Source organism: Flavobacterium defluvii, assembly GCF_900129555.1.
In the GTDB taxonomy this organism is placed as follows: Bacteria; Bacteroidota; Bacteroidia; order Flavobacteriales; family Flavobacteriaceae; genus Flavobacterium; species Flavobacterium defluvii.
Map to the genome: position 1 here is coordinate 59,846 of NZ_FQWC01000007.1, position 20,149 is coordinate 79,994.

At 33.5% G+C, this 20,149-nt stretch carries 18 protein-coding genes; 6 read left to right on the forward strand and 12 right to left on the reverse strand.

Annotated elements, in window-relative coordinates:
- The first annotated feature begins 157 nt into the window (after window positions 1-157).
- Window positions 158-1,069 carry an AEC family transporter gene (locus BUC29_RS15260; protein WP_073417043.1) on the forward strand — a complete coding sequence of 304 codons (912 nt, stop codon included), beginning with the start codon at window positions 158-160 and terminating at the stop codon, window positions 1,067-1,069.
- A gap of 111 nt (window positions 1,070-1,180) precedes the next feature.
- A complete protein-coding gene (locus BUC29_RS15265) occupies window positions 1,181-1,819 on the forward strand; it encodes a peroxiredoxin (protein ID WP_073417044.1) in 639 nt (212 codons plus the stop codon).
- Window positions 1,820-1,972: 153 nt separating this feature from the next.
- Here BUC29_RS15265 and BUC29_RS15270 read toward each other — a convergent pair whose 3' ends face one another.
- From BUC29_RS15270 to BUC29_RS15280, 3 genes are all read right to left on the reverse strand, one after another.
- Window positions 1,973-4,207: a cation:proton antiporter domain-containing protein gene (locus BUC29_RS15270; protein ID WP_073417045.1), complete on the reverse strand. Its 2,235-nt coding sequence runs from the start codon at window positions 4,205-4,207 to the stop codon at window positions 1,973-1,975.
- Between the two features lie 165 nt (window positions 4,208-4,372).
- Entirely contained in the window at window positions 4,373-5,719 is a 1,347-nt protein-coding gene (gene purB, locus BUC29_RS15275) for an adenylosuccinate lyase (RefSeq protein WP_073417046.1), read from the reverse strand.
- Window positions 5,720-5,907: 188 nt separating this feature from the next.
- On the reverse strand, window positions 5,908-6,597 hold the full coding sequence (locus tag BUC29_RS15280; protein WP_073417047.1) for an SIR2 family NAD-dependent protein deacylase: 690 nt from the start codon (window positions 6,595-6,597) through the stop codon (window positions 5,908-5,910).
- Between the two features lie 325 nt (window positions 6,598-6,922).
- Between BUC29_RS15280 and cysC the strand changes: the two genes are divergently transcribed.
- The 4 genes from cysC (at window position 6,923) to BUC29_RS15300 (ending at window position 9,960) form a co-directional block, all read left to right on the forward strand.
- A complete protein-coding gene (gene cysC, locus BUC29_RS15285; RefSeq protein ID WP_073417048.1) occupies window positions 6,923-7,447 on the forward strand; it encodes an adenylyl-sulfate kinase in 525 nt (174 codons plus the stop codon).
- 127 nt (window positions 7,448-7,574) lie between these two features.
- Window positions 7,575-8,258 carry an aspartyl/asparaginyl beta-hydroxylase domain-containing protein gene (locus tag BUC29_RS15290; protein WP_073417049.1) on the forward strand — a complete coding sequence of 228 codons (684 nt, stop codon included), beginning with the start codon at window positions 7,575-7,577 and terminating at the stop codon, window positions 8,256-8,258.
- Window positions 8,259-8,266: 8 nt separating this feature from the next.
- Window positions 8,267-9,235: a sulfotransferase family protein gene (locus BUC29_RS15295; protein ID WP_073417050.1), complete on the forward strand. Its 969-nt coding sequence runs from the start codon at window positions 8,267-8,269 to the stop codon at window positions 9,233-9,235.
- Between the two features lie 62 nt (window positions 9,236-9,297).
- The gene (locus BUC29_RS15300; RefSeq protein ID WP_073417051.1) at window positions 9,298-9,960 is read left to right on the forward strand and encodes a TrmH family RNA methyltransferase; all 663 of its coding nucleotides are present in this window, start codon (window positions 9,298-9,300) and stop codon (window positions 9,958-9,960) included.
- A 160-nt stretch (window positions 9,961-10,120) separates the two neighbouring features.
- Here the strand turns inward: BUC29_RS15300 and BUC29_RS15305 are convergent, their stop codons facing one another.
- From BUC29_RS15305 to BUC29_RS15345, 9 genes are all read right to left on the reverse strand, one after another.
- Complete coding sequence (locus tag BUC29_RS15305; protein ID WP_073417052.1) at window positions 10,121-11,023, reverse strand: YARHG domain-containing protein; 903 nt, start codon at window positions 11,021-11,023, stop codon at window positions 10,121-10,123.
- Window positions 11,020-11,655 (reverse strand): DUF2306 domain-containing protein, encoded by a 636-nt coding sequence (locus BUC29_RS15310; protein WP_073417220.1) that lies wholly within the window; start codon window positions 11,653-11,655, stop codon window positions 11,020-11,022. The genes BUC29_RS15305 and BUC29_RS15310 overlap by 4 nt, the downstream gene beginning before the upstream one ends.
- 251 nt (window positions 11,656-11,906) lie before the next feature.
- Window positions 11,907-12,866 carry a transporter family protein gene (locus BUC29_RS15315; RefSeq protein ID WP_073417053.1) on the reverse strand — a complete coding sequence of 320 codons (960 nt, stop codon included), beginning with the start codon at window positions 12,864-12,866 and terminating at the stop codon, window positions 11,907-11,909.
- Between the two features lie 101 nt (window positions 12,867-12,967).
- Window positions 12,968-14,014 carry a cytochrome-c peroxidase gene (locus BUC29_RS15320; protein WP_073417054.1) on the reverse strand — a complete coding sequence of 349 codons (1,047 nt, stop codon included), beginning with the start codon at window positions 14,012-14,014 and terminating at the stop codon, window positions 12,968-12,970.
- A 161-nt stretch (window positions 14,015-14,175) separates the two neighbouring features.
- Window positions 14,176-14,976: an MbnP family protein gene (locus BUC29_RS15325; RefSeq protein ID WP_073417055.1), complete on the reverse strand. Its 801-nt coding sequence runs from the start codon at window positions 14,974-14,976 to the stop codon at window positions 14,176-14,178.
- Window positions 14,977-15,090: 114 nt separating this feature from the next.
- Window positions 15,091-15,468: a hypothetical protein gene (locus BUC29_RS15330; protein WP_244160834.1), complete on the reverse strand. Its 378-nt coding sequence runs from the start codon at window positions 15,466-15,468 to the stop codon at window positions 15,091-15,093.
- 248 nt (window positions 15,469-15,716) lie between these two features.
- On the reverse strand, window positions 15,717-19,064 hold the full coding sequence (secA, locus tag BUC29_RS15335) for a preprotein translocase subunit SecA (protein WP_073417056.1): 3,348 nt from the start codon (window positions 19,062-19,064) through the stop codon (window positions 15,717-15,719).
- A gap of 88 nt (window positions 19,065-19,152) precedes the next feature.
- The gene (locus tag BUC29_RS15340; RefSeq protein WP_007138072.1) at window positions 19,153-19,374 is read right to left on the reverse strand and encodes a DUF2795 domain-containing protein; all 222 of its coding nucleotides are present in this window, start codon (window positions 19,372-19,374) and stop codon (window positions 19,153-19,155) included.
- A gap of 172 nt (window positions 19,375-19,546) precedes the next feature.
- A complete protein-coding gene (locus tag BUC29_RS15345; RefSeq protein ID WP_073417057.1) occupies window positions 19,547-20,116 on the reverse strand; it encodes a cob(I)yrinic acid a,c-diamide adenosyltransferase in 570 nt (189 codons plus the stop codon).
- Window positions 20,117-20,149: the final 33 nt, after the last annotated feature.

Genomic DNA, 20,149 nt, shown 5'->3' on the forward strand with positions numbered 1-20,149 from the left:
TAAGGTTTTTTTAGTAATTAGTTTTTTAGTGATTAATATAAGTTAGTGATTAATAATTGGTTTAAATGTGCCTAACGGCACGTTTTTAACTTTGTAAATAAATTATTTATGCTAACCACTAAAATATAAATAACTACTTTTGTCCTGAAGCCTTGATATGAACAACTTTATTATAATATTCTTCTTTTTGTTTTTAGGATTGCTTTTGCAGAATGTAAAGCGGTTTCCAATTCATATTTATAAAACAATCAATAAAATCGTCATTTCTATATGTCTTCCGGCGATAACATTATATCACATTCCGAAAATAAAATGGAACAATGAATTGTTGTTCCCGATAGGAGCCGGATGGATTAGTTTTTTTCTTGCTGTTGTATTTTTTCATTTTTTAGGAAGGAGACTAGGCTGGTCAAATAAACTTATTGGATGTTTAGTTTTAACCGCCGGATTAAGTAATTCGTCGTTTCTTGGTTATCCAATTGTGGAAGCATTATTTGGAAAAAAGGGTTTAGAAACTGCTGTTTTGGTAGATCAGCCGGGAACTTTTGTTATCGTTTCTACTTTAGGTGTTTTTGTTGCAGCTTTTTATTCTAAAGGAAATCCGGATTTTAAAAGTATTTCAAAAAAGATTCTTTTATTTCCGCCTTTTATCACATTTGTCGTTTCATGTTTAATGAATATTTTCAATTTTGATTTAGATGAAAATATCCAATCTTTATTATTAAAATTAGGAAGTTTAGTAACACCTTTAGCATTATTTTCAGTCGGTTTACAGTTGACTTTTAATAGAAAAAGCAAACATTGGAAGTTTTTACAGCTTGGACTTCTTTTTCGACTTATTATTGCGCCGCTTATTATTTTCGTTTTATATGTTTTTATTTTTAATCAGCATTCTGAAGCTATTAAAATCACAATTATAGAAATTGCAATGGCACCGATGATTACAGGTGCAATTCTGGCTTCAACTTATGGTTTAAAGCCCAAATTGAGCAGCATGATGATTGGTTTTGGAATTCCAATTTCGTTTGTAACCCTTGCCATTTGGTACTTCATTGTGAGTTTTATTTAATTTAGAATATTAATTAGATAGAGAATGTAGAATTTTAACTTTTTTTTAATTCTTACATGTTTTCTAAATGTATTTTTTAGTTAATTTTAGTGGAACTAAAAAATATAAATTATGTCAACATTAAGATTAGGCGATATAGCTCCGGATTTTCAGGCAGAAACCACACAAGGACCAATCAGTTTTCATGAATGGTTAGGAGATTCATGGGGCGTTTTATTTTCGCACCCGGCAGATTTTACTCCGGTTTGTACAACCGAATTGGGTACTGTGGCAAATTATGTTCCGGAATTTGCCAAAAGAAATACAAAAGTTATTGCTTTGAGTGTAGATGGTTTAGATTCTCACAAAGAGTGGATTAAGGATATTAACGAAACTCAGAATACTGAAGTTAATTTTCCAATTATTGCCGATGAAGATAAAAAAATAGCGAATTTATACGATATGCTTCACCCAAATGCAAGTGATAAATTTACCGTACGTTCTGTATTTGTTATTGGCCCGGATAAAAAAATCAAATTAACATTGACTTATCCGGCTTCAACCGGAAGAAATTTTGACGAATTACTTCGTGTAATTGACAGTTTACAATTAACTGCAAATTATAGTGTTGCAACTCCTGCAAACTGGAAAGACGGAGAAGATGTGGTAATTGCGCCGGCAATTCCGGATAGTGATATTCCTGCAAAGTTTCCAAAAGGACACACTCCAATTAAACCTTATTTGCGTTTGACGCCGCAGCCGAATAAATAAAAAAAAGGTTCTGAGATACTGAGGGACTAAGGTTCTAAGGTTTTTTTTAGAATATAATATAAAGGCGCTGAGTTTTTTAGAAACTCAGCGCCTTTATTATTCCTTAAGATATATTAACAAAGAAAGATCTTAGAACCTTAGTACCTCAGAACCTTAGCCTCTTAAAAGATCATTCATTTTCTTTTTATCTCCTACCACCCAGATAATATCATTTGGCTGTAAAAGTAAACTCGATTCAGGATTTAAAATACGATTTCCATTTCGCTCAATTCCCACAACCATTCCATTGGTTTTAGCTCTGAATTGTCCGATGCTTTTTTGGATAAATTCATCCTGAGAAACCTCAAGCTGACGCAGTACAATATCAGTTTCTTCTATTTTTCCGGGATCTTCGGTTTCATTTTTATTTAAGTACTTTGTAAACTCAGTAATTTGAGCATCGGTACCAATTACACAGATTTCATCGCCGGGAAATAGACGTTCGCTTTTGGTAGGAATAGGAATCGTAACCTCACCTCGTTTGATGTATGCAATATTGATCCCTAATTCTTCGCGAATCCTTAATTCTTCTAATGTTTTACCCACTAAATTAGATTCTTTTCCAATATCAAAAAATGACATGTGACCATCCCAAGGAGTTAAATTGGCATATCTTCTGTCTATTTTTTTGTTTTCACGATCGTTGAGGTTTTTCAGAAAGTGACTTTCAATTCTATGGTATTGTTCGTTTAGTTTTTTAGGGAAAAGCTGATACGCTCCAATTGCAATAATCAGGGCAACAAAAGCAACTAAAGGAGAGAAGAAAATATTCAGTAAAAAACCAACGAAAAATAAGCCTAGGCTCATTCTAATTAAAATGAGCATTAAAAGCGCGCCGCGATATTTACGTTCTTCCCAAAGTATTTCGACTTCATCAACTTTTACTCGACGAAGTGAAAGTGCCCATAAAAACGGAGCAATTACAACAAGTGTCAGGAAAGCAGCCAAAGTGTTTCCGAAACGTGTATCGGCAACTAAAGGCGCTACAAATTTTGATGATAATAAAATAATCGCGGTTATGATTATCGTGTGAAGAATAATTTGTGTAATCGAAGATCGTAATACAATCTGCCAGGTACTTACAGATTTGATAGCCTGTGCATTTACACTGTAACGATTAATATTTTTAACCCATCTTTTGGGCATTTTTTGTTCTAAAAGTAATGCGAAAGATTCAGAATATTTAATTAAAAACGGCGTCGTAAAAGTCGTTATGGCCGAAACTGCTACAATTATTGGGTACAAGAAATCGCTTGTAACTTTTAATGTCATTCCTAAAGTCGCAATAATAAAAGAGAATTCCCCAATTTGTGCCAGACTCATTCCGGTTTGAACGGATTGTTTAAGCGGCTGTCCGGAAAGTAAAGCTCCAATAGAAGAACTAAATGCTTTTCCGAAAATGGTTAAAAGTGTAATTAAAGCAACAGGAAGCGCATACGTTACTAAAGTTTCCGGATTAATTAACATTCCTACAGATACAAAGAAAACGGCTCCAAATAAATCTTTTACAGGCTGAATTAAATGTTCGATTTTTTCGGCCATTGTAGTTTCTGCAATAATAGAACCCATAATAAAAGCTCCTAAAGCCGGAGAAAACCCAACATTTGCGGCAAAAATTACCATCATTAAACATAATGCCAATGAAATAATAAGCAGCATTTCATCGGTTAAAAGATGTTTGGCTTTTTTCAAAATCGTTGGAATAATGAAGATTCCGCCCAAAAACCAAATGATTAAAAAGAAAACTAATTTTAAAACAGATTGTAATAAAGCACCGCCCGAAACCTGATCGCTTACGGCAATGGTCGATAATAAAACGAGCATTAAAATTGCTACAATATCTTCAACAATTAAAGCTCCAAATACAATCCCAACAAACTTTTTTCCTTTAACTCCTAATTCGTCAAAAGCCCTGATAATGATTGTTGTTGACGAAATGGAAAGTGTCGCCCCGAGAAAAATACTGTCCATTTTTCCCCAGCCCATCCATTGTCCGACACAATAACCAATGAGTGTCATAAATAAAATCTGTGTTATGGCGGTGACAGAAGAAGTCCCTCCAACTTTCATTAGTTTCTTGAAGCTGAATTCGAGTCCTAAACTAAATAATAAAAATATAACCCCGATTTCGGCCCAGACTTCCACACTTTTCATGTCGGTTATCGAAGGGAAAAAATCAAAATGGTTTCCGGCTAAAAAACCTGCAATCAGGTAACCTAAAACCAAAGGCTGTTTCATTTTTTTAAATAATAGAACGGCGATTCCGGCAGTCATCAGGATTAATCCCAGATCACTAATTAAAGGTTGTAAATGGTGTGTAGTTTCTGCTGTGGCATTTAAGGCAATCATAAATAGGTGTTTTAGTTTTAGAAAATCATTCCGTTTTTATTTTAATAAAAATCACTGGATTTCTTTCTAAATAAGGTTAAGTGAAGTATTCTGGTCTACTCCGGATTAAAAAAAAAGCTATCTCGATAAAGATAGCTTTTTTTGACAAAATATTTTAGGTTTTCTTTAAATTCCTGTGTAATTACTAGGAGTTATCTGCAATAATTCTGCTCGAACAGCATCAGAAACTTCTAAAGTTGCAATGAAATTATGAATCGCATTTTTATCAATTGCTTCATTAGTTCTGGTTAAACCTTTTAAAGCTTCGTATGGATTTGGATACGCTTCACGACGTAAAATAGTCTGAATTGCTTCAGCCACAACTGCCCAGTTTTTCTCTAAATCTTCGGCAAATTTACTTTCGTTCAATAATAACTTGTTTAATCCTTTTAGAGTTGCTTCAAAAGCAATAATGGTATGTCCCATTGGTACACCAACATTTCTTAAAACAGTACTGTCTGTTAAATCACGCTGTAATCTTGAAATTGGAAGTTTTGCAGCTAAATGCTCAAAAATAGCATTGGCAATTCCTAAGTTTCCTTCAGAATTTTCAAAATCAATTGGATTTACTTTATGCGGCATTGCCGATGAACCAATTTCTCCGGCCTTGATTTTTTGTTTAAAATAATCCATCGAAACATACGTCCAGATATCACGGTCTAAATCGATAATGATATTATTAATTCTTTTTAAACCATCAAAAAATGCAGCAAAATGATCATAATGCTCAATTTGAGTTGTTGGAAATGAATGCTGTAAACCTAAATTGGTTTCAACGAATTTATTTCCGAATTGTTTCCAGTCAATTTGCGGATAAGCTACATGATGTGCATTGAAATTTCCTGTCGCACCGCCAAATTTAGCAGCAAACGGAACATTGAATAACAAACGCATCTGCTCTTCTAAACGCTCAACAAAAACCAGAATTTCTTTTCCTAAACGAGTAGGAGAAGCCGGTTGTCCGTGCGTACGTGCCAACATCGGAATATCTTTCCATTCTACACTTAATTCTTTTAATTTAGAAATTAGAGCAATTAATGAAGGCATATAAACCTGCTCAAAAGCTTCTTTTGTAGAAAGCGGAATTGCAGTATTATTGATATCCTGAGACGTTAATCCGAAGTGAATGAACTCTTTGTATTGAGATAAACCTAATTTTTCAAAAGCATCTTTAATAAAATATTCAACCGCTTTTACGTCGTGATTCGTTACTTTTTCAGTTTCTTTAATCCAAAGTGCATCTTCAGTAGAGAAATTTTTATAGATATTTCTTAAGCTTTCAAATAAACCGGAATCAATACCTTGTAACTGAGGTAAAGGAATTTCGCATAAAGCGATGAAATATTCCACTTCAACCAATACGCGGTATTTTATTAAAGCTTCTTCAGAAAAGAAAGGGGCTAAATTTTGAGTTTTATTTCTATATCTTCCGTCAATTGGCGATATAGCATTCAATTCGTTTAAAGTAGTCATTGTTATGTTGTTTTTCGAAAGGTGCAAATATAAACAGAATTTGCGGATTTAAAGTAATCAGAAAGTCAATTGAAGACAATTTAAAAGTAAAACACAAATTTCACAAATTGACACTAATTTTTTTATTGCTTATTGGATATAGCAAAACATTCGTGTTAATTCGTGAAATTAGTGTTCAATAATTGCGTTTATATCGATTTTAATTTTTCTCTCATTTCAGCAACTCCTTCGGATGCAACTTTAGCAATAACTTCAACTTTGTTTCGAATATTCGGAATTGAAATGGGCTTTGGATCAATGTAAAAAACCGGAGTTGTACTTGGTGTATACGAAATCAAACCCGCTGCCGGATAAACTTGCAGAGAAGTGCCGATTACGGCAAAATAATCTGCCGTTTCTGTTATATCAATGGCTTGTTCAAGTGCGGGAACTTCCTCACCAAACCAAACAATATGCGGACGAAGCTGATGTCCATTTTCATCTAAATCGCCCGTAAGTAAATCCTCTGTCCAGTCTAAAATTAAATCACGATTTTTTGTACTTCTTACTTTTAATAATTCCCCATGCAAATGCAAAACTTTTGTACTTCCGGCGCGTTCGTGCAGATCATCAACATTTTGAGTGATAATATAAACGTCAAAATCCTTTTCTAATTCGGCTAAAATCTGATGACCTAAATTCGGCTGAACTTCTTTTAACTGCTGACGTCGCTTGTTGTAAAAATCTAAAACCAAATCCTGATTTTTATGCCAGCCTTCGGGAGTTGCAACTTCCATTACATCATGACCTTCCCATAATCCATCGCTGTCACGAAATGTTTTAATTCCACTTTCGGCACTAATTCCGGCGCCGGTTAAAACAACAAGTTTCTTTTTCATTTTCAAATTTTATTAAAAGATAAAAATAGTGATTTTTACAAATTAAGAATTAAAATGTGCCGTATGGCACATAATATCGGTAGAAAAAAGTGTTTGAATTGATTTGGCGTGCCGTAAGGTACGCAATGTTAGTTCTGTTGCGTACCTATGGCACGCTAAATTTGTGTCTATTTTATATTTTCTACCGATATTATGTGTCATACGGCACATTTGTACGATTCTTTTTTTTAATATTTTTGAGAAAATAAAACCGTAATTATACTTATTGTTTTGACTTTGCAGATTGTCTAGTTTTAATGCCTCATATAAACAAAAGATTTTCTAAATGATTTTAATTCAGTTTACAGGATTATCGGGTTCCGGAAAAACGACTTTGGCAGAAAATGTTCGGCATTTATTAATCGAAAACGGTTATAAGGCTGAAATTGTTGATGGCGATGTGTATAGAAAAACGGTTTGTAAAGATTTGGGATTTTCTAAAGAAGACCGATGTGAAAATGTCCGAAGGTTATTTAAAATTGGAAAAAACTTTGTCGAAAAAAATACAATTGTATTAATGTCGGTAATAAATCCGTATGAAAATCTTCGAAATGAATTAAGGGCAAATGATTTTGTAAGAACTATATTTCTGGATTGTTCAATAGATAATTTAATTGAAAGAGACCCGAAAGGATTGTATAAAAAAGCATTGCTTCCGGATAATGATGCTAATAAAATTAAAAACTTTACCGGAATAAGCGATGTTTTTGAAACGCCGCAAAATGCAGATTTAATCTTAAAAACCGATTTTGAAACAGTATCATTTTCAACAAATAAACTCTACCAGTTTATTATTGACAATTTATCTTAGACAGTAAGATTGTAAGATAAGAATTTCTCAATTTGTAAAATTTTGCTTATTTATTCGACAATTGGTTTCGTGTATTTTATATATTTACACAACCAAAACAAATCTCAAATTTAATCCTTCGTAGCTTATGAATCCTTCGTCAAGCAAACTGCCTATTACTTTTTCGGTCGAAAAATTGCAGCATGAACTTACCATTTGCGAAAATGATTTATGGACACCGCATTTTAATACAAACCGGTACGAAGGAAATTGGACAAGTGTTTCGCTGCGGTCGCAGTCTGGTTTGGTAAACGATATAACTTCTTTTTCTAACAAGGAATACAAAAATACGCCGCTGCTTGATAAGTGCCATTATTTTAAAGAAATTATGGATTGGTTTGAGTGCGAAAAAGAAGCCGTGCGTTTGCTTCGGTTAGGGCCAAACAGTGAAATCAAGGAACATAGAGATAATGATACTTCTTATGAAGATGGATTTTTTAGAATTCATATTCCAATTGTAACAAACTCAAATGTCTTTTTTTATGTAGATAAAAAACTCGTTCCTATGAAAATGGGAGAGTGCTGGTATGCTAATTTTCAGCTTCCGCATAGTGTTGAAAATAAAAGTGATGAACCAAGAATTCATCTCACACTTGATTGCATACGGAATGAATGGTCGGATAAATTATTTGAAAAAATGGGATTTGATCTCAATTTTACTTCAAATAAAAATGAATTTTCGGATGAGGTAAAACAACAGATTATTGCTGAACTTCAGCGGAATCCATCTGAAGTAAACAATAAAATTATCGCAGGTCTTCAATCTAAATAAAATCAAAAATGGAAAATATAAATCACCCTCTTTCAAACTGGATTCCTTATAAATTAATAGAAAAAGACAACAATATTTATTTTGAATGGATTTATTTGGGTGATATAAAATATCTCGATCCTTTTTTTGATGAGACGATTTCAAAATGCATGAAACTTGACTACAATTCAAAACGATTTAGAGTAATAAGTACTGTAGAAAATCTTATTGAATGGTCTGATGAATTAGTTTCTGTCGATTTAAAATCTTTAGTGTTTCATGTTTCAAGATGCGGCTCTACAATGCTGAGTCAGTCACTTGCAACTTCTTCAGAAAATATTATGGTTTCTGAAGCTCCCATTTTTGATGAAATTTTAAGGAGTAATCTTTTTGGACTTGATACAAAAACGACTCTCCTAAAAGCGGTACTTAAATTTTTAGGGCAAAAAAGATTTCCCGAACAAAATAATCTTATTCTAAAACTAGATGCCTGGCACATTTTTGACGCCGGATATTTGAGATCTCTTTTTCCTGAAATTCCCTTTGCATTGCTTTACAGAAACCCGACAGAGGTTTTAAAATCACACCAAAAATTAATGGGAATGCACATGGTCCCGAATTTACTGCCGCCAAGCGTTTTCGGAATTACACCGCAGGAAATTAATGAAATTAGTTTTCAGCAGTATGGCGCTTTGGTTTTAGAGAAATATTTTCAGGGCTTTTTAAGTTTTTATGAATCAGATCAAAATGTTACATTCCTTAATTATAATGATGGAATGAAATCCGTTATCGAAAAGTTTATTTCTTTTATTGATGCCCGTTATGCTGATCAAGAAATTGATAAAATGTTTGAACGCTTAAACAAACATTCTAAAAATGAACATGCAGATTTTAAAGGAGATTCTTTTAAAGAAGAAGCACTTAATGTTGATTTTACGAAACTAGTTCTATTACATGAAAAACTGAATAATGCATTGCTGGAGCATTCAGAAAGTTAGAAAACAAGAATGAATTTTCATTCTGTTTATTTATATGTATTTTTGCGCCAAATACAAATAAAATGATTGATTTAGATTACCTCGCTTTTCTTGAAGATATATTAACTGATAACCGAAAGGAAAGATTTTTAGAAGTACTTAAAAACCGCACCAAACATTTTACAGTAGCAGTTGAAGATGTATACCAAATGCACAATACGAGTGCCGTAATGCGCAGCTGCGAAGTTTTCGGAATTCAGGAATTGAATATAATTGAACAGCGTTTTGGCAAAAGAATCGATAAAGAAATTGCTTTGGGCGCGCAAAAATGGGTTGACATTAACAGATTTGATACTATCGATGGCTGTGTTTCAAATTTAAGAGAAAAAGGATATCAAATCATCGCTACAACGCCTCATGAAAATGATTGTATGATTCAGGATTTTGATATTTCTAAACCAAGTGCTTTATTTTTTGGAACTGAAAAAGACGGACTTTCACCGGAAATTCTGGAAAAAGCAGACGGTTTCCTAAAAATTCCAATGGTGGGTTTTACAGAAAGTTTGAACATTTCTGTTTCGGCTGCAATCATAATCCAAAATCTAACAAACCGATTACGAAATTCAGATATAAAATGGCAGTTATCTGACGAAGAAATTCTGCAAAAACGTCTGGATTGGGCTAAAAATTCGATTAGAGATATTAAAAGAATCGAAGCCAGATATTATCAGGATAATCCGAGATAAGATACTAAGGTCCTAAGAGGCTGAGGTACTAAATCTAAGTTTTTAAAAAGAAAATTTTAAATAAAATAGCCACAAATTCACGAATGTATTTAATAAAAATTCGTGAATTCGTGGCAAAAAAACTTAGATCCTTAGTACCTTAGCATCTTTAAAAAAAAATCTATCTCCCAAAAGAATCATAATTATCTTGGGCATATTTTTCAAAACGTTTTAACAACACGATATTTTGTTTTTCAATTTCTGTTAATTGGTCATCAACATTTGTCGAAACAGGAATATACCATTCAACATTATCAAAAAACTGACGAACGGTTTTGGTTTTAAACGAAAGTCCGTGTCTGGCAAAAATTGTATTTCTAAGAATTTCTAAATCAATTTTCTTTAAATTTTTAACATCAGATTCTTTTAGTTTTTGTGTAGATGAATTGATTTTTATAATGCTTTCTGATGCAGCGCGATATACACTTTCAATATAAGTTTCGGTTTTTGTAGTGTCTGTTTCTTCTTCATCATTTTCTTCTTCATAAGTCACTTTTTCTTCTTTTGGATTTTCATAATCGATATACATATCGCTGTCCGGCAGCATTACTCCAGGATCATATTTGAATTGTTTTTTTACAAGTTCAAATTTTCTTTTGGTAACTTCTTTTTTAGGATTATTAGCTGTCCAGGTTCCTACCAGAAGAGTGTCTTTTTGTATTTCAAAAGTAAAAACACCGTCATTTTTGTCATCTCCGGGTTCTTTAAGAGTAAAGTAAAAAGTATTTCCTGTTCTTCGCATAGTACCTTTGAGCGGTCTGTTATTACCAGCGACAATACTTTGACCTATAACTTCTGTTTCAGTAATTCTTTTAATGACAATGTTAATCTTGTTAATGTATCTTTCTTTTTCGGGCTGAGTTGTATCGCGTTCTGCAACTATAAAATCACCAACCCATGAGCCATAAAAATCGGTTCTTATTTCTTCGGGTATTTTGTTATCGGCACTAATTTTGGGTTGTTTTTCTTTAGAATTACAGGAAAAAAGTAAAACGGCTAAAAATAAATAAAGAAGTTTTTTCATTTTTTTGATTGATGATAAAGATAGTATTCGACGATTAATAAATTCGGAACCCAGCCCAGCCATGCTATAATTTGGTATAAATCCATTGGTGCAGGATGAAACAAATATGCAAGAATAACCTTCCAAAAACGTAAGGTGACTGCTGAAAATGTTAAAGCAAAACTTCGCATTAAAAATGCCCTGTGCTGTGGGATATTTTTGTTTTTTATATAAAGAAAACCTTTTAAAGTAAAATAAAACCAAAATAGAGATAATGCGACAAAAGATATTTTGGAATAAAATCCGCCATTGGCAAAAAAGCCAATAAATAGTCCCGAAGGTGCGCTTAGAAACAGAATTACAAAAACATATAATTTTCCAAAATTTCTGTGAATGCTTGGGTTTTTCTTTAAAAGAGAATCACTAAACTGGAAAAATCCCGAAAATAAAACAAAAATTGCCGAATAAACATGAATATAAAAAAAGACAATATAATATGGAATTTCAGAAACTTCTGTTTGTTTAATTTGAAGAAAAGCAGCGTCACTTTTTAATGGAATATACTGCAAAGTTAGTTTCAGCATTAAAATAAAGAAATAGCTAAAAAGGATTGTCCAAATTAGTATTAATGAAAACTGAAGCTTTTTTCTCAATTTTTGTAAGAGTTTGTTAGTTGTTAAATATAAAAAATCCCCAACTACTTTTAATAATTGGGGATGGTTTTTTGCCACAAATTTACGAATGTATATTTACAGTAATTAAAAGCGAATTTTTGCTGTACGCAGCTAGTTTTTGAAATTTCTTCCTGATACGTTTAAAAGAACTATAAACAAAGAAACTTATAAAGAAGGGAGGAAAAGAGTATGATAAAAAATCTTTTCACAGCTTATTTCTTCGTTGAATGTTAAAGTGTGTAATTCAAATTAATACTCCATCTATAATTAGCTTCCATATTGCCATTTGAAAGATTTTGCTGAATAGGCAGCATCGCATTTATACCAATTGAAAAACGATCTTTTCCAGCTTCAACACCAAATTTTCCAAATAAAATATCTCCTGCAGTATTCGGCAGATCCAGATTGTGCTGCTTATTAGTTTGATAGACCTCTCCGGCAAGTCCTGCTTGCGGAACAATCTGAAAATTATTTATGTCAAATAAATAAAAGAAAGTTCCGGCATAGTTAAACTGATCACCGTATTGATAATTTTTACTGTTTTCTGTTTTAATAATATAATTAAGCGTTGTGTTTAAACCAAGATTATTGTGTTTAATAACATATTCGGTAACTAAAGGAAAGTCCCAGCTTCCGGTTCCTAACTGAAAACTTTGGTTGATTGTTCCCAAATTATTAGTCTCTTTAAATTTTCCTGTTGGCAGTTTAACTCCACCGCCAATATTTAATTTATGGGAAAAAACAGTGCTGTCTTTTTGGGTTTCATAAATTGTGTAAAGCCCCATAATTGTAATGTCTCCAAGGCCTTCAATACTTTGTGTTCCGGCAGTTAATTGTCTTTCATGAAAATGATAGGGAACTAAAGCCGAAATCTGGATTTTCTCTGTAACGGGAATTCTTGCCCAAGCCTGAATAGTGTTGAAGTTTTCATCGATCCACGGAGAATTGGCAAAGATTCCGTCGCGGCTTGTATAGCTTTGTTTAAAATACCTTACGCCAACAAAATTATTATTAAGCATAGAACTAAAACCCATACTTCCGCCGCTTGCCGAACATCCACACGCATCACAGTCAAAATCTTCCATCATTTCCAAACGATGAAAAGTAAATGCCGAAATGCTATCTTTTTCAGTAAAACTAAAGGCTGAAAACCCAACCAAAAAAGTACAAATTACTACTAATTTTTTCATTTTAATTATTGTTTATGCCTTAGATTTCACAGATTATAAGGACTTTTTATTGAGATTCAATTTGGTTTTTAATCTGTGAAATCTGCGGCTATATTTTTATTCTAATATTCTGCAAAACGTTTATCTGTCAAATATTGAGTATCAGTTAATGTTTTCAAAAAGGCAATTATCTGCTGTTTTTCAGTTGTAGAAAGCGGAATTCCAAATTTTCCGTTTTGTTTCAAAATTGGATCTAATGTTGGAGAATCTTCAATTCCGCTTGCATAATGATCTAAAACGCCTTCAAGAGTTCCAAATCTACCATCGTGCATATAAGGTCCTGAAACTTCTACATTTCGCAAACTTGGTACTTTAAACTTATAATAATCGCCTGCCAGTTCGGTTACTTTATACCGGCCAACATCGTTAACAGCCGGATTGACAGCTAGGCCATTGTTTCTAAAAGAATTATCAGTCTGCAAATCGGTTGCATGACATGACGCACATTTTGATTTAAATAAATCATAACCTGCCAATTCATCAGAAGTCAATGTTCCACCGGTTTCATTTCTTCTGTATTTATCAAACTTTGAATTTGATGAAACTACCATAACCATAAACTGAGAAAGAGCTTTTAGCATATTTTCGGTTGTAATAGCATTCTCTCCAAAAGCCTGCCCAAATAATTTTTGATATTCTTTATCAGCTTTCATCATTTTCAGAATCGCATTCAAATCCCCATTCATTTCGATAATACTTTTAAGCGGAATAAGCGGTTGTAAATCTAAATGATCTGCAGCACCATCATACATAAATATGGTTTGATAAGCCAAATTTTGAATTGATGGTGTGTTTCTTGTTCCTTCGGCATTATTAACACCGTGACTTACTGTATGTCCGTGATGCGTAAAAGCATTGGCCTGAATATGACAGAATCCGCAGGAAACTACTCCGTCTGACGCTAAACGTCCATCATAAAATAGTTTTTTTCCTAATTCGAATCCTTTTTCTGTTGGCGGATTTAATTCGATATTGTAAGCAAGTGCAGGAAAGTTGGATGGAACTTTAAATTCAAGCGGAATGTTTACATATTGACTGTCATCATCCTGATCTGAACAACTCCATAATAACGGGACGATCAGCCAAAGAAAATATTTTATTTTCAACATGATTTTTTGGTTTTAAAGAGTACAAAAGTTCTGGTTTAGCCCTTCCGATAGCAATCGGGATACTCGGCATCCTTTTGTTTGCAGCAACAAACGTAAACATATAGCGGATAGCGGGACATTTTTTCTGTGGAACCTTAACTTTTGTGCTCCCGAAAATAAATTTAATCGTTGTGTACGTGATCTACTCTAAACATTGCGCTAATGTTTTCAGTGATTAATGGCAAATTAGTACCGCCCATAATCATCGCACCCATTCCGTTTGTGTTATTGTCAGAAAGTTTGATTTTATTTTTACCGTCAATGATTTTTGAAAGATCAGTAATTAAGTGAACTTCCGGAGTAATTGTAGTACGAACCAATGCTTTTGTTGGCATATCAACAGTAACTTCGGTGTAGTTGTAATCTGTTCCGGTTTTTCCAGTATGAATCATAAACGGAGTTGCAGTTGTAACAGTTGGAGACGTAAAAGTGCCCTCGAAAGCAAGAAATTTATAGCCTGCAGCCCAGGTCCACATCATTCCAGCTGCATCAGCCTGAGCAAGAAAATCGTCCTGACCGGCAGCACCTAATTCCCATTGTGCTTTGTCAACACCAATCCCGAATTTTACTTTTACATAATCTCCAGCAGGAACATCTGTAAGTTCAAATTCACGGCCAGCTGCAGATGATTCATCGGCAATAAAATAGCTTTTGCTTTTTGGATAAGTAAAAGTAGATCCATCAGCTTTTGTTAAAACAACATTACTGATAATATATTTAACCAGACTTATTTTTAAAACTTCATTATTTGAAGTTACATTTCCCTGTGTATTTAAAATAAGGTCATTTGCTCCGTAAGCATTGTCAAATTCTAAGATAAGTTTTCCGTTTCCTGAAACATTATTGTCGTCATCATTTGAACAAGAAAATAAAGATATAGATAGTGTTACAATAGCTAAAGCTCTGTATAAAGTATTTTTCATTTTGTGAATTTTATATAATTTAATTAAAATTTAAGTATGCGTAAACGCTTTTTCATTGGCTTTACAGCAATGAAAATTGATTTCAATTTTGAAATGAAATCTGATTTTTAAAAATTATATAAAAAGGGAAGGAGGGTGAAAAGCAACAATCGAAACCGAAATTGGTTTTTTGTTTAAAACTGCAAAGTTTTGCGTTTTAGGTTCAATTGGAGCGATCAATTTATATTGTGCAGTAATTGTATTTTGAATATAAACAACCTCTGATTTCTCTTTTAAGTTGTCTTGCATTTTCTTTTCGTTATCGGCGTATTTTTTCAAACTTTTTTGAAGTTCGCATCGGCCATTACAGGTATTAAAAACTTGCTTGCGCTGTACACAGATAGTTCTTACGATTTCGTCCTGATTGATTTTAAAAGAAGCGTAAACAAAGAAATTGCCAAAAGATGGCACCAAAAGGATACAAGAAAGTAATATGATAAAAAACTTCTTCAAGGTTTGTTTCGTTGTTTCGAATGCAAAAATACATTATTTATTATTATTAAGTATTATGATTTTTGTCATTTTGCGAAAAAAGTTTTCAGTTTACAGTTGCAGTTCTTAGTTTCCATGCAGACTGAATACTGCACTGTAAACTTAGACGGAATACTGAAAAACGAAACCCGACAGGTTTCAATAAACCTGTCGGGTTTGATATATATTTAAAGTTTTAGTCTATAAACTACGACTGTAAACTGAAAAAATTATTCTTTAACCAAAACCCAAGTTCCGGCAGCTAATAAACTTTCAGCTTTTTTATATTTCATCGTTTCTGTTTTGCCAGTTGAAACTTCCTGAACAGTTACAGTATCATTTCTGTTGATTTTTGGCATATCTCTCACGATAGTTTCTGTAACCTGACGCTGTTGAGTTTCTCCAGCCTCACGGTTGATGCTTTCGCTGTTTGGAATTTCGTCTTTACTTAGTTGTAAGTTTTCTTTTTGACGAATTTCTCTTGCTTCTTGAATTTCAGAAGTAACATTTTGAGCCGGTAAATCTCCTTTGAATAAGAATGAAATTACTTCTTTGTTAACGTTGTCTAACATTGCTCTAAACAAATTAAAAGCTTCTAATTTGTAAATAAGCAATGGGTCTTTTTGTTCGTGAACAGCCAATTGAACAGATTGTTTCAATTCGTCCATTTTACGTAAATGTTTTTTCCAGGCTTCGTCAACAATAGAAAGTGTGATATTTTTCTCAAAATCAGCAATCAATTGAGTTCCTTCGCTTTCGTAAGCTTTTTTAAGGTCTGTAACAACATTAAGAGTTTTAATTCCATCCGTAAACGGAACCACGATTCTTTCAAAATGGTTGTTTGGTTCTTCGTAAACTCCTTTGATGATTGGGAAAGCTTCTCTGGCGCTTCTTTCTGTTTTTTCTGTATAGAAAGCCAATGCTTCTTTGTATACTTTTCCTGTGATTTCAATATCTGATAATTTTGAAAAATCAGCTTCTGAAATTGGAGATGTGATTCCGAAATAACGAATTAAGTCAAATTCAAATCCTTTGAAATCATTTCCAGCTTTGTTGTTGCTTACGATTAATTCACAAGTATCATAAAGCATGTTCGCAATATCAAGTTTCAAACGTTCTCCGAATAATGCGTGACGACGACGTTTGTAAACTACTTCACGCTGCGAGTTCATCACATCATCATATTCTAATAAACGTTTACGAACACCAAAGTTATTTTCTTCAACTTTTTTCTGAGCACGTTCGATAGATTTGGTCATCATAGAATGCTGAATAACTTCACCTTCTTTTAATCCCATTCTGTCCATTACTTTAGCAACTCTTTCAGAACCAAATAAACGCATTAAGTTATCTTCAAGAGAAACATAAAATTGAGAACTTCCCGGATCTCCCTGACGACCAGAACGACCACGTAACTGTCTGTCTACGCGACGAGAATCGTGACGCTCAGTACCTACGATTGCTAAACCTCCGGCAGATTTTACTTCTGGAGATAATTTAATATCGGTACCACGACCAGCCATGTTTGTTGCAATTGTTACAACTCCCGCTTTACCAGCTTCTTCAACGATTTGTGCTTCCTGCTTGTGCATTTTAGCATTCAATACGTTATGTGTGATTCCTCTCATTTTAAGCATACGGCTTAATAATTCTGAAATCTCTACAGATGTTGTTCCAATTAATACGGGTCTTCCAGCTTGTGATAACTCGGTAACATCTTCGATTACAGCGTTGAATTTTTCACGTGTAGTTTTGTAGATATAGTCTTCTTTATCTTGTCTTGCAATTGGACGGTTTGTTGGAATTTCAACAACATCCAGTTTGTAAATCTGCCATAACTCGCCAGCTTCTGTAACAGCTGTACCAGTCATACCCGCCAATTTGCTGTACATTCTGAAATAATTCTGTAATGTAACGGTTGCAAATGTTTGTGTAGCTGCTTCGATTTTTACATTTTCTTTTGCCTCGATCGCTTGGTGAAGACCATCTGAGTAACGACGTCCATCCATGATACGACCTGTCTGCTCATCGACAATCATAATTTTGTTGTCCATGATCACGTATTCTACATCTTTTTCAAAAAGAGCATACGCTTTTAAAAGCTGTGTCAAAGTGTGAATACGCTCGCTTTTTACGCCAAAATCCTGGAACAATCTTTCTTTAGCTTCAGCTTCAGCGTCTTTGTCTAATTTTTGTTTTTCAATAGCTGCGATTTCAGTTCCAATATCCGGTAAAATGAAGAAATCAGCATCTGTATCTCCAGATAGATATTTGATACCGTTGTCGGTTAATTCTACCTGATTGTTTTTTTCTTCAATCACAAAATATAAAGCTTCGTCAACTTTATGCATTTCGCGATTGTTATCCTGCATATATTGATTTTCGGTTTTTTGAAGTAATTGTTTGATTCCTTCTTCACTCAAAAATTTAATTAATGCTTTATTTTTAGGTAAAGATCTGTAAGCTCTTAATAATAAGAAACCTCCATCTTTAGTATTTCCTTCTTTGATTAATTTTTTAGCTTCTGCTAAGAAACCATTTGCTAACTGACGCTGCTGAGAAACTAAGTTCTCGATTTTTGGTTTCAATTCATTAAATTCATGACGGTCTCCCTGAGGAACCGGTCCTGAAATGATAAGCGGTGTTCTGGCGTCATCAATTAATACAGAGTCAACCTCGTCGACAATAGCAAAGTTGTGTTTTCTTTGTACTAAATCACTAGGCGAGTGCGCCATGTTATCTCTTAAGTAGTCAAAACCAAATTCATTATTGGTTCCGTAAGTGATATCAGCATCGTATGCTTTTTTTCTAGCTTCTGTACTTGGCTGATGATTATCGATACAGTCAACAGATAATCCGTGGAACTCGAATAAAGGCGCTTTCCACGTGCTGTCACGTTTTGCTAAGTAATCATTAACCGTTACTAAGTGAACACCATTTCCAGTTAAAGCATTTAAGTAAAGCGGAAGAGTAGCTACCAAAGTTTTTCCTTCTCCCGTTTGCATTTCGGCAACTTTACCTTCGTGCAATACCATACCTCCAATTAACTGAACATCATAATGAATCATATCCCAAGTGATGTCTTTTCCGGCAGCATTCCATTTGTTAGCCCAGATCGATTTTTCACCGTCAATAACGATATAAGGTTTAGTTGCAGAAAATTCGCGGTCTTTTGCAGTTGCAGTAACTTCAATATGAGAGTTTTCTTTAAAACGACGAGCTGTTTCTTTTACTACAGCAAACGCTTCCGGAAGAATTTCTAATAAAGTTTTTTCAGAGATTTCATAAGCTTCTTTTTCAAGAGCGTCTATTGCATCATAAATATCTTCTCTTTTGTCGATATCCTCAATATTTTCAACTTCAGCTTTAAGCGAAGCAATTTTTGCATCTTTATCTGCTCTTGCTTCTTTAATTTTTTCTTTAAAATAAACGGTTCTAGCTCTTAGTTCGTCATGAGATATACTCATTAAACTAGTTTCGAAAGTTTTAATTTTGTTTAAATAAGGCTGTAAAGCTTTTACATCTTTTTGAGATTTATCGCCTACAAAGACCTTAATGATGCTATTTATGAAACTCATAATTTATTTGTATTTCTTTATTATATAATGTGTATTTGAACCAAAAAAAAAGCCTCTGTGATGAGACTTTTTCATTTGGTTTATTTTTTTAATATTCATCCTCATTCCAAAGATAATCTTCGTCTGTTGGATAATCAGGCCAAATTTCTTCCATTGATTCATATATCTCCCCTTCATCTTCGATAGACTGAAGGTTTTCTACTACTTCTAATGGAGCACCAGCTCTAATAGCGTAGTCAATAAGTTCGTCTTTGTTAGCAGGCCATGGCGCATCACTTAAATAAGATGCTAATTCTAATGTCCAATACATCTGTTATCTGTTTAGTTTGTGCAAAAATAAATTTTTTACTGAAAAAGACAAGTAAAATTTGATTTATTTTAATAAAATTTAAGAACGTCCCATTAATTGCAGATTTTTGATTCTTGATTTTAGATTTAGGAACTCTTAAAAATCTAAAATTCGAAGTCTAAAATCTAAAATTTTACTTCCTCGGTATCCATTTCACTTCTTCCGCTTTTAAGTCTGAGGACAACTTTCGTGCCAAGACAAAAAGGTAGTCAGAAAGTCGGTTTAAATACATAATTGCAATTTCAGGAACGTGTTCATTATGGCTTAAATGTACTGCCAAACGTTCTGCTCTACGGCATATACAGCGCGCAATATGACAATGTGACACGGTTGGATGGCCGCCAGGTAAAACAAAATGGGTCATTTGCGGAAGACTTTCTTCCATTTTATCAATTTCGTTTTCAAGTAATTCAATATCCGAATCAATTATTCCGAGATTTTTTAAACGAAGTTCACCATTTTTTAAAACTTCTTTTTCTGGCGGAGTTGCCAATATGGCGCCAACAGTAAAAAGACGGTCCTGAATTTCGATTAAAATGGTTTTGTAATGTGAATCAATTTCCTGATCCCGAATTAATCCTATATAAGAATTTAATTCATCGACAGTTCCGTAACTGTCAATTCTAATATGGTCTTTTGGAACACGTGTGCCTCCAAAAAGTGCTGTTGTTCCTTTATCGCCAGTTTTGGTATATACTTTCATGGTTATTTTAGATTGTAGATTTCTGATTTTAGA

What these genes read in the sequence shown, in the direction of transcription:
- BUC29_RS15260 (WP_073417043.1), top strand. Translation starts at nt 158, where the DNA reads ATGAACAACTTTATTATAATATTCTTCTTTTTGTTTTTAGGATTGCTT.
- BUC29_RS15265 (WP_073417044.1), top strand. Translation starts at nt 1,181, where the DNA reads ATGTCAACATTAAGATTAGGCGATATAGCTCCGGATTTTCAGGCAGAA.
- BUC29_RS15270 (WP_073417045.1), bottom strand. Translation starts at nt 4,207, where the DNA reads ATGATTGCCTTAAATGCCACAGCAGAAACTACACACCATTTACAACCT.
- purB (WP_073417046.1), bottom strand. Translation starts at nt 5,719, where the DNA reads ATGACTACTTTAAACGAATTGAATGCTATATCGCCAATTGACGGAAGA.
- BUC29_RS15280 (WP_073417047.1), bottom strand. Translation starts at nt 6,597, where the DNA reads ATGAAAAAGAAACTTGTTGTTTTAACCGGCGCCGGAATTAGTGCCGAA.
- cysC (WP_073417048.1), top strand. Translation starts at nt 6,923, where the DNA reads ATGATTTTAATTCAGTTTACAGGATTATCGGGTTCCGGAAAAACGACT.
- BUC29_RS15290 (WP_073417049.1), top strand. Translation starts at nt 7,575, where the DNA reads ATGAATCCTTCGTCAAGCAAACTGCCTATTACTTTTTCGGTCGAAAAA.
- BUC29_RS15295 (WP_073417050.1), top strand. Translation starts at nt 8,267, where the DNA reads ATGGAAAATATAAATCACCCTCTTTCAAACTGGATTCCTTATAAATTA.
- BUC29_RS15300 (WP_073417051.1), top strand. Translation starts at nt 9,298, where the DNA reads ATGATTGATTTAGATTACCTCGCTTTTCTTGAAGATATATTAACTGAT.
- BUC29_RS15305 (WP_073417052.1), bottom strand. Translation starts at nt 11,023, where the DNA reads ATGAAAAAACTTCTTTATTTATTTTTAGCCGTTTTACTTTTTTCCTGT.
- BUC29_RS15315 (WP_073417053.1), bottom strand. Translation starts at nt 12,866, where the DNA reads ATGAAAAAATTAGTAGTAATTTGTACTTTTTTGGTTGGGTTTTCAGCC.
- BUC29_RS15320 (WP_073417054.1), bottom strand. Translation starts at nt 14,014, where the DNA reads ATGTTGAAAATAAAATATTTTCTTTGGCTGATCGTCCCGTTATTATGG.
- BUC29_RS15325 (WP_073417055.1), bottom strand. Translation starts at nt 14,976, where the DNA reads ATGAAAAATACTTTATACAGAGCTTTAGCTATTGTAACACTATCTATA.
- secA (WP_073417056.1), bottom strand. Translation starts at nt 19,064, where the DNA reads ATGAGTTTCATAAATAGCATCATTAAGGTCTTTGTAGGCGATAAATCT.
- BUC29_RS15340 (WP_007138072.1), bottom strand. Translation starts at nt 19,374, where the DNA reads ATGTATTGGACATTAGAATTAGCATCTTATTTAAGTGATGCGCCATGG.
- BUC29_RS15345 (WP_073417057.1), bottom strand. Translation starts at nt 20,116, where the DNA reads ATGAAAGTATATACCAAAACTGGCGATAAAGGAACAACAGCACTTTTT.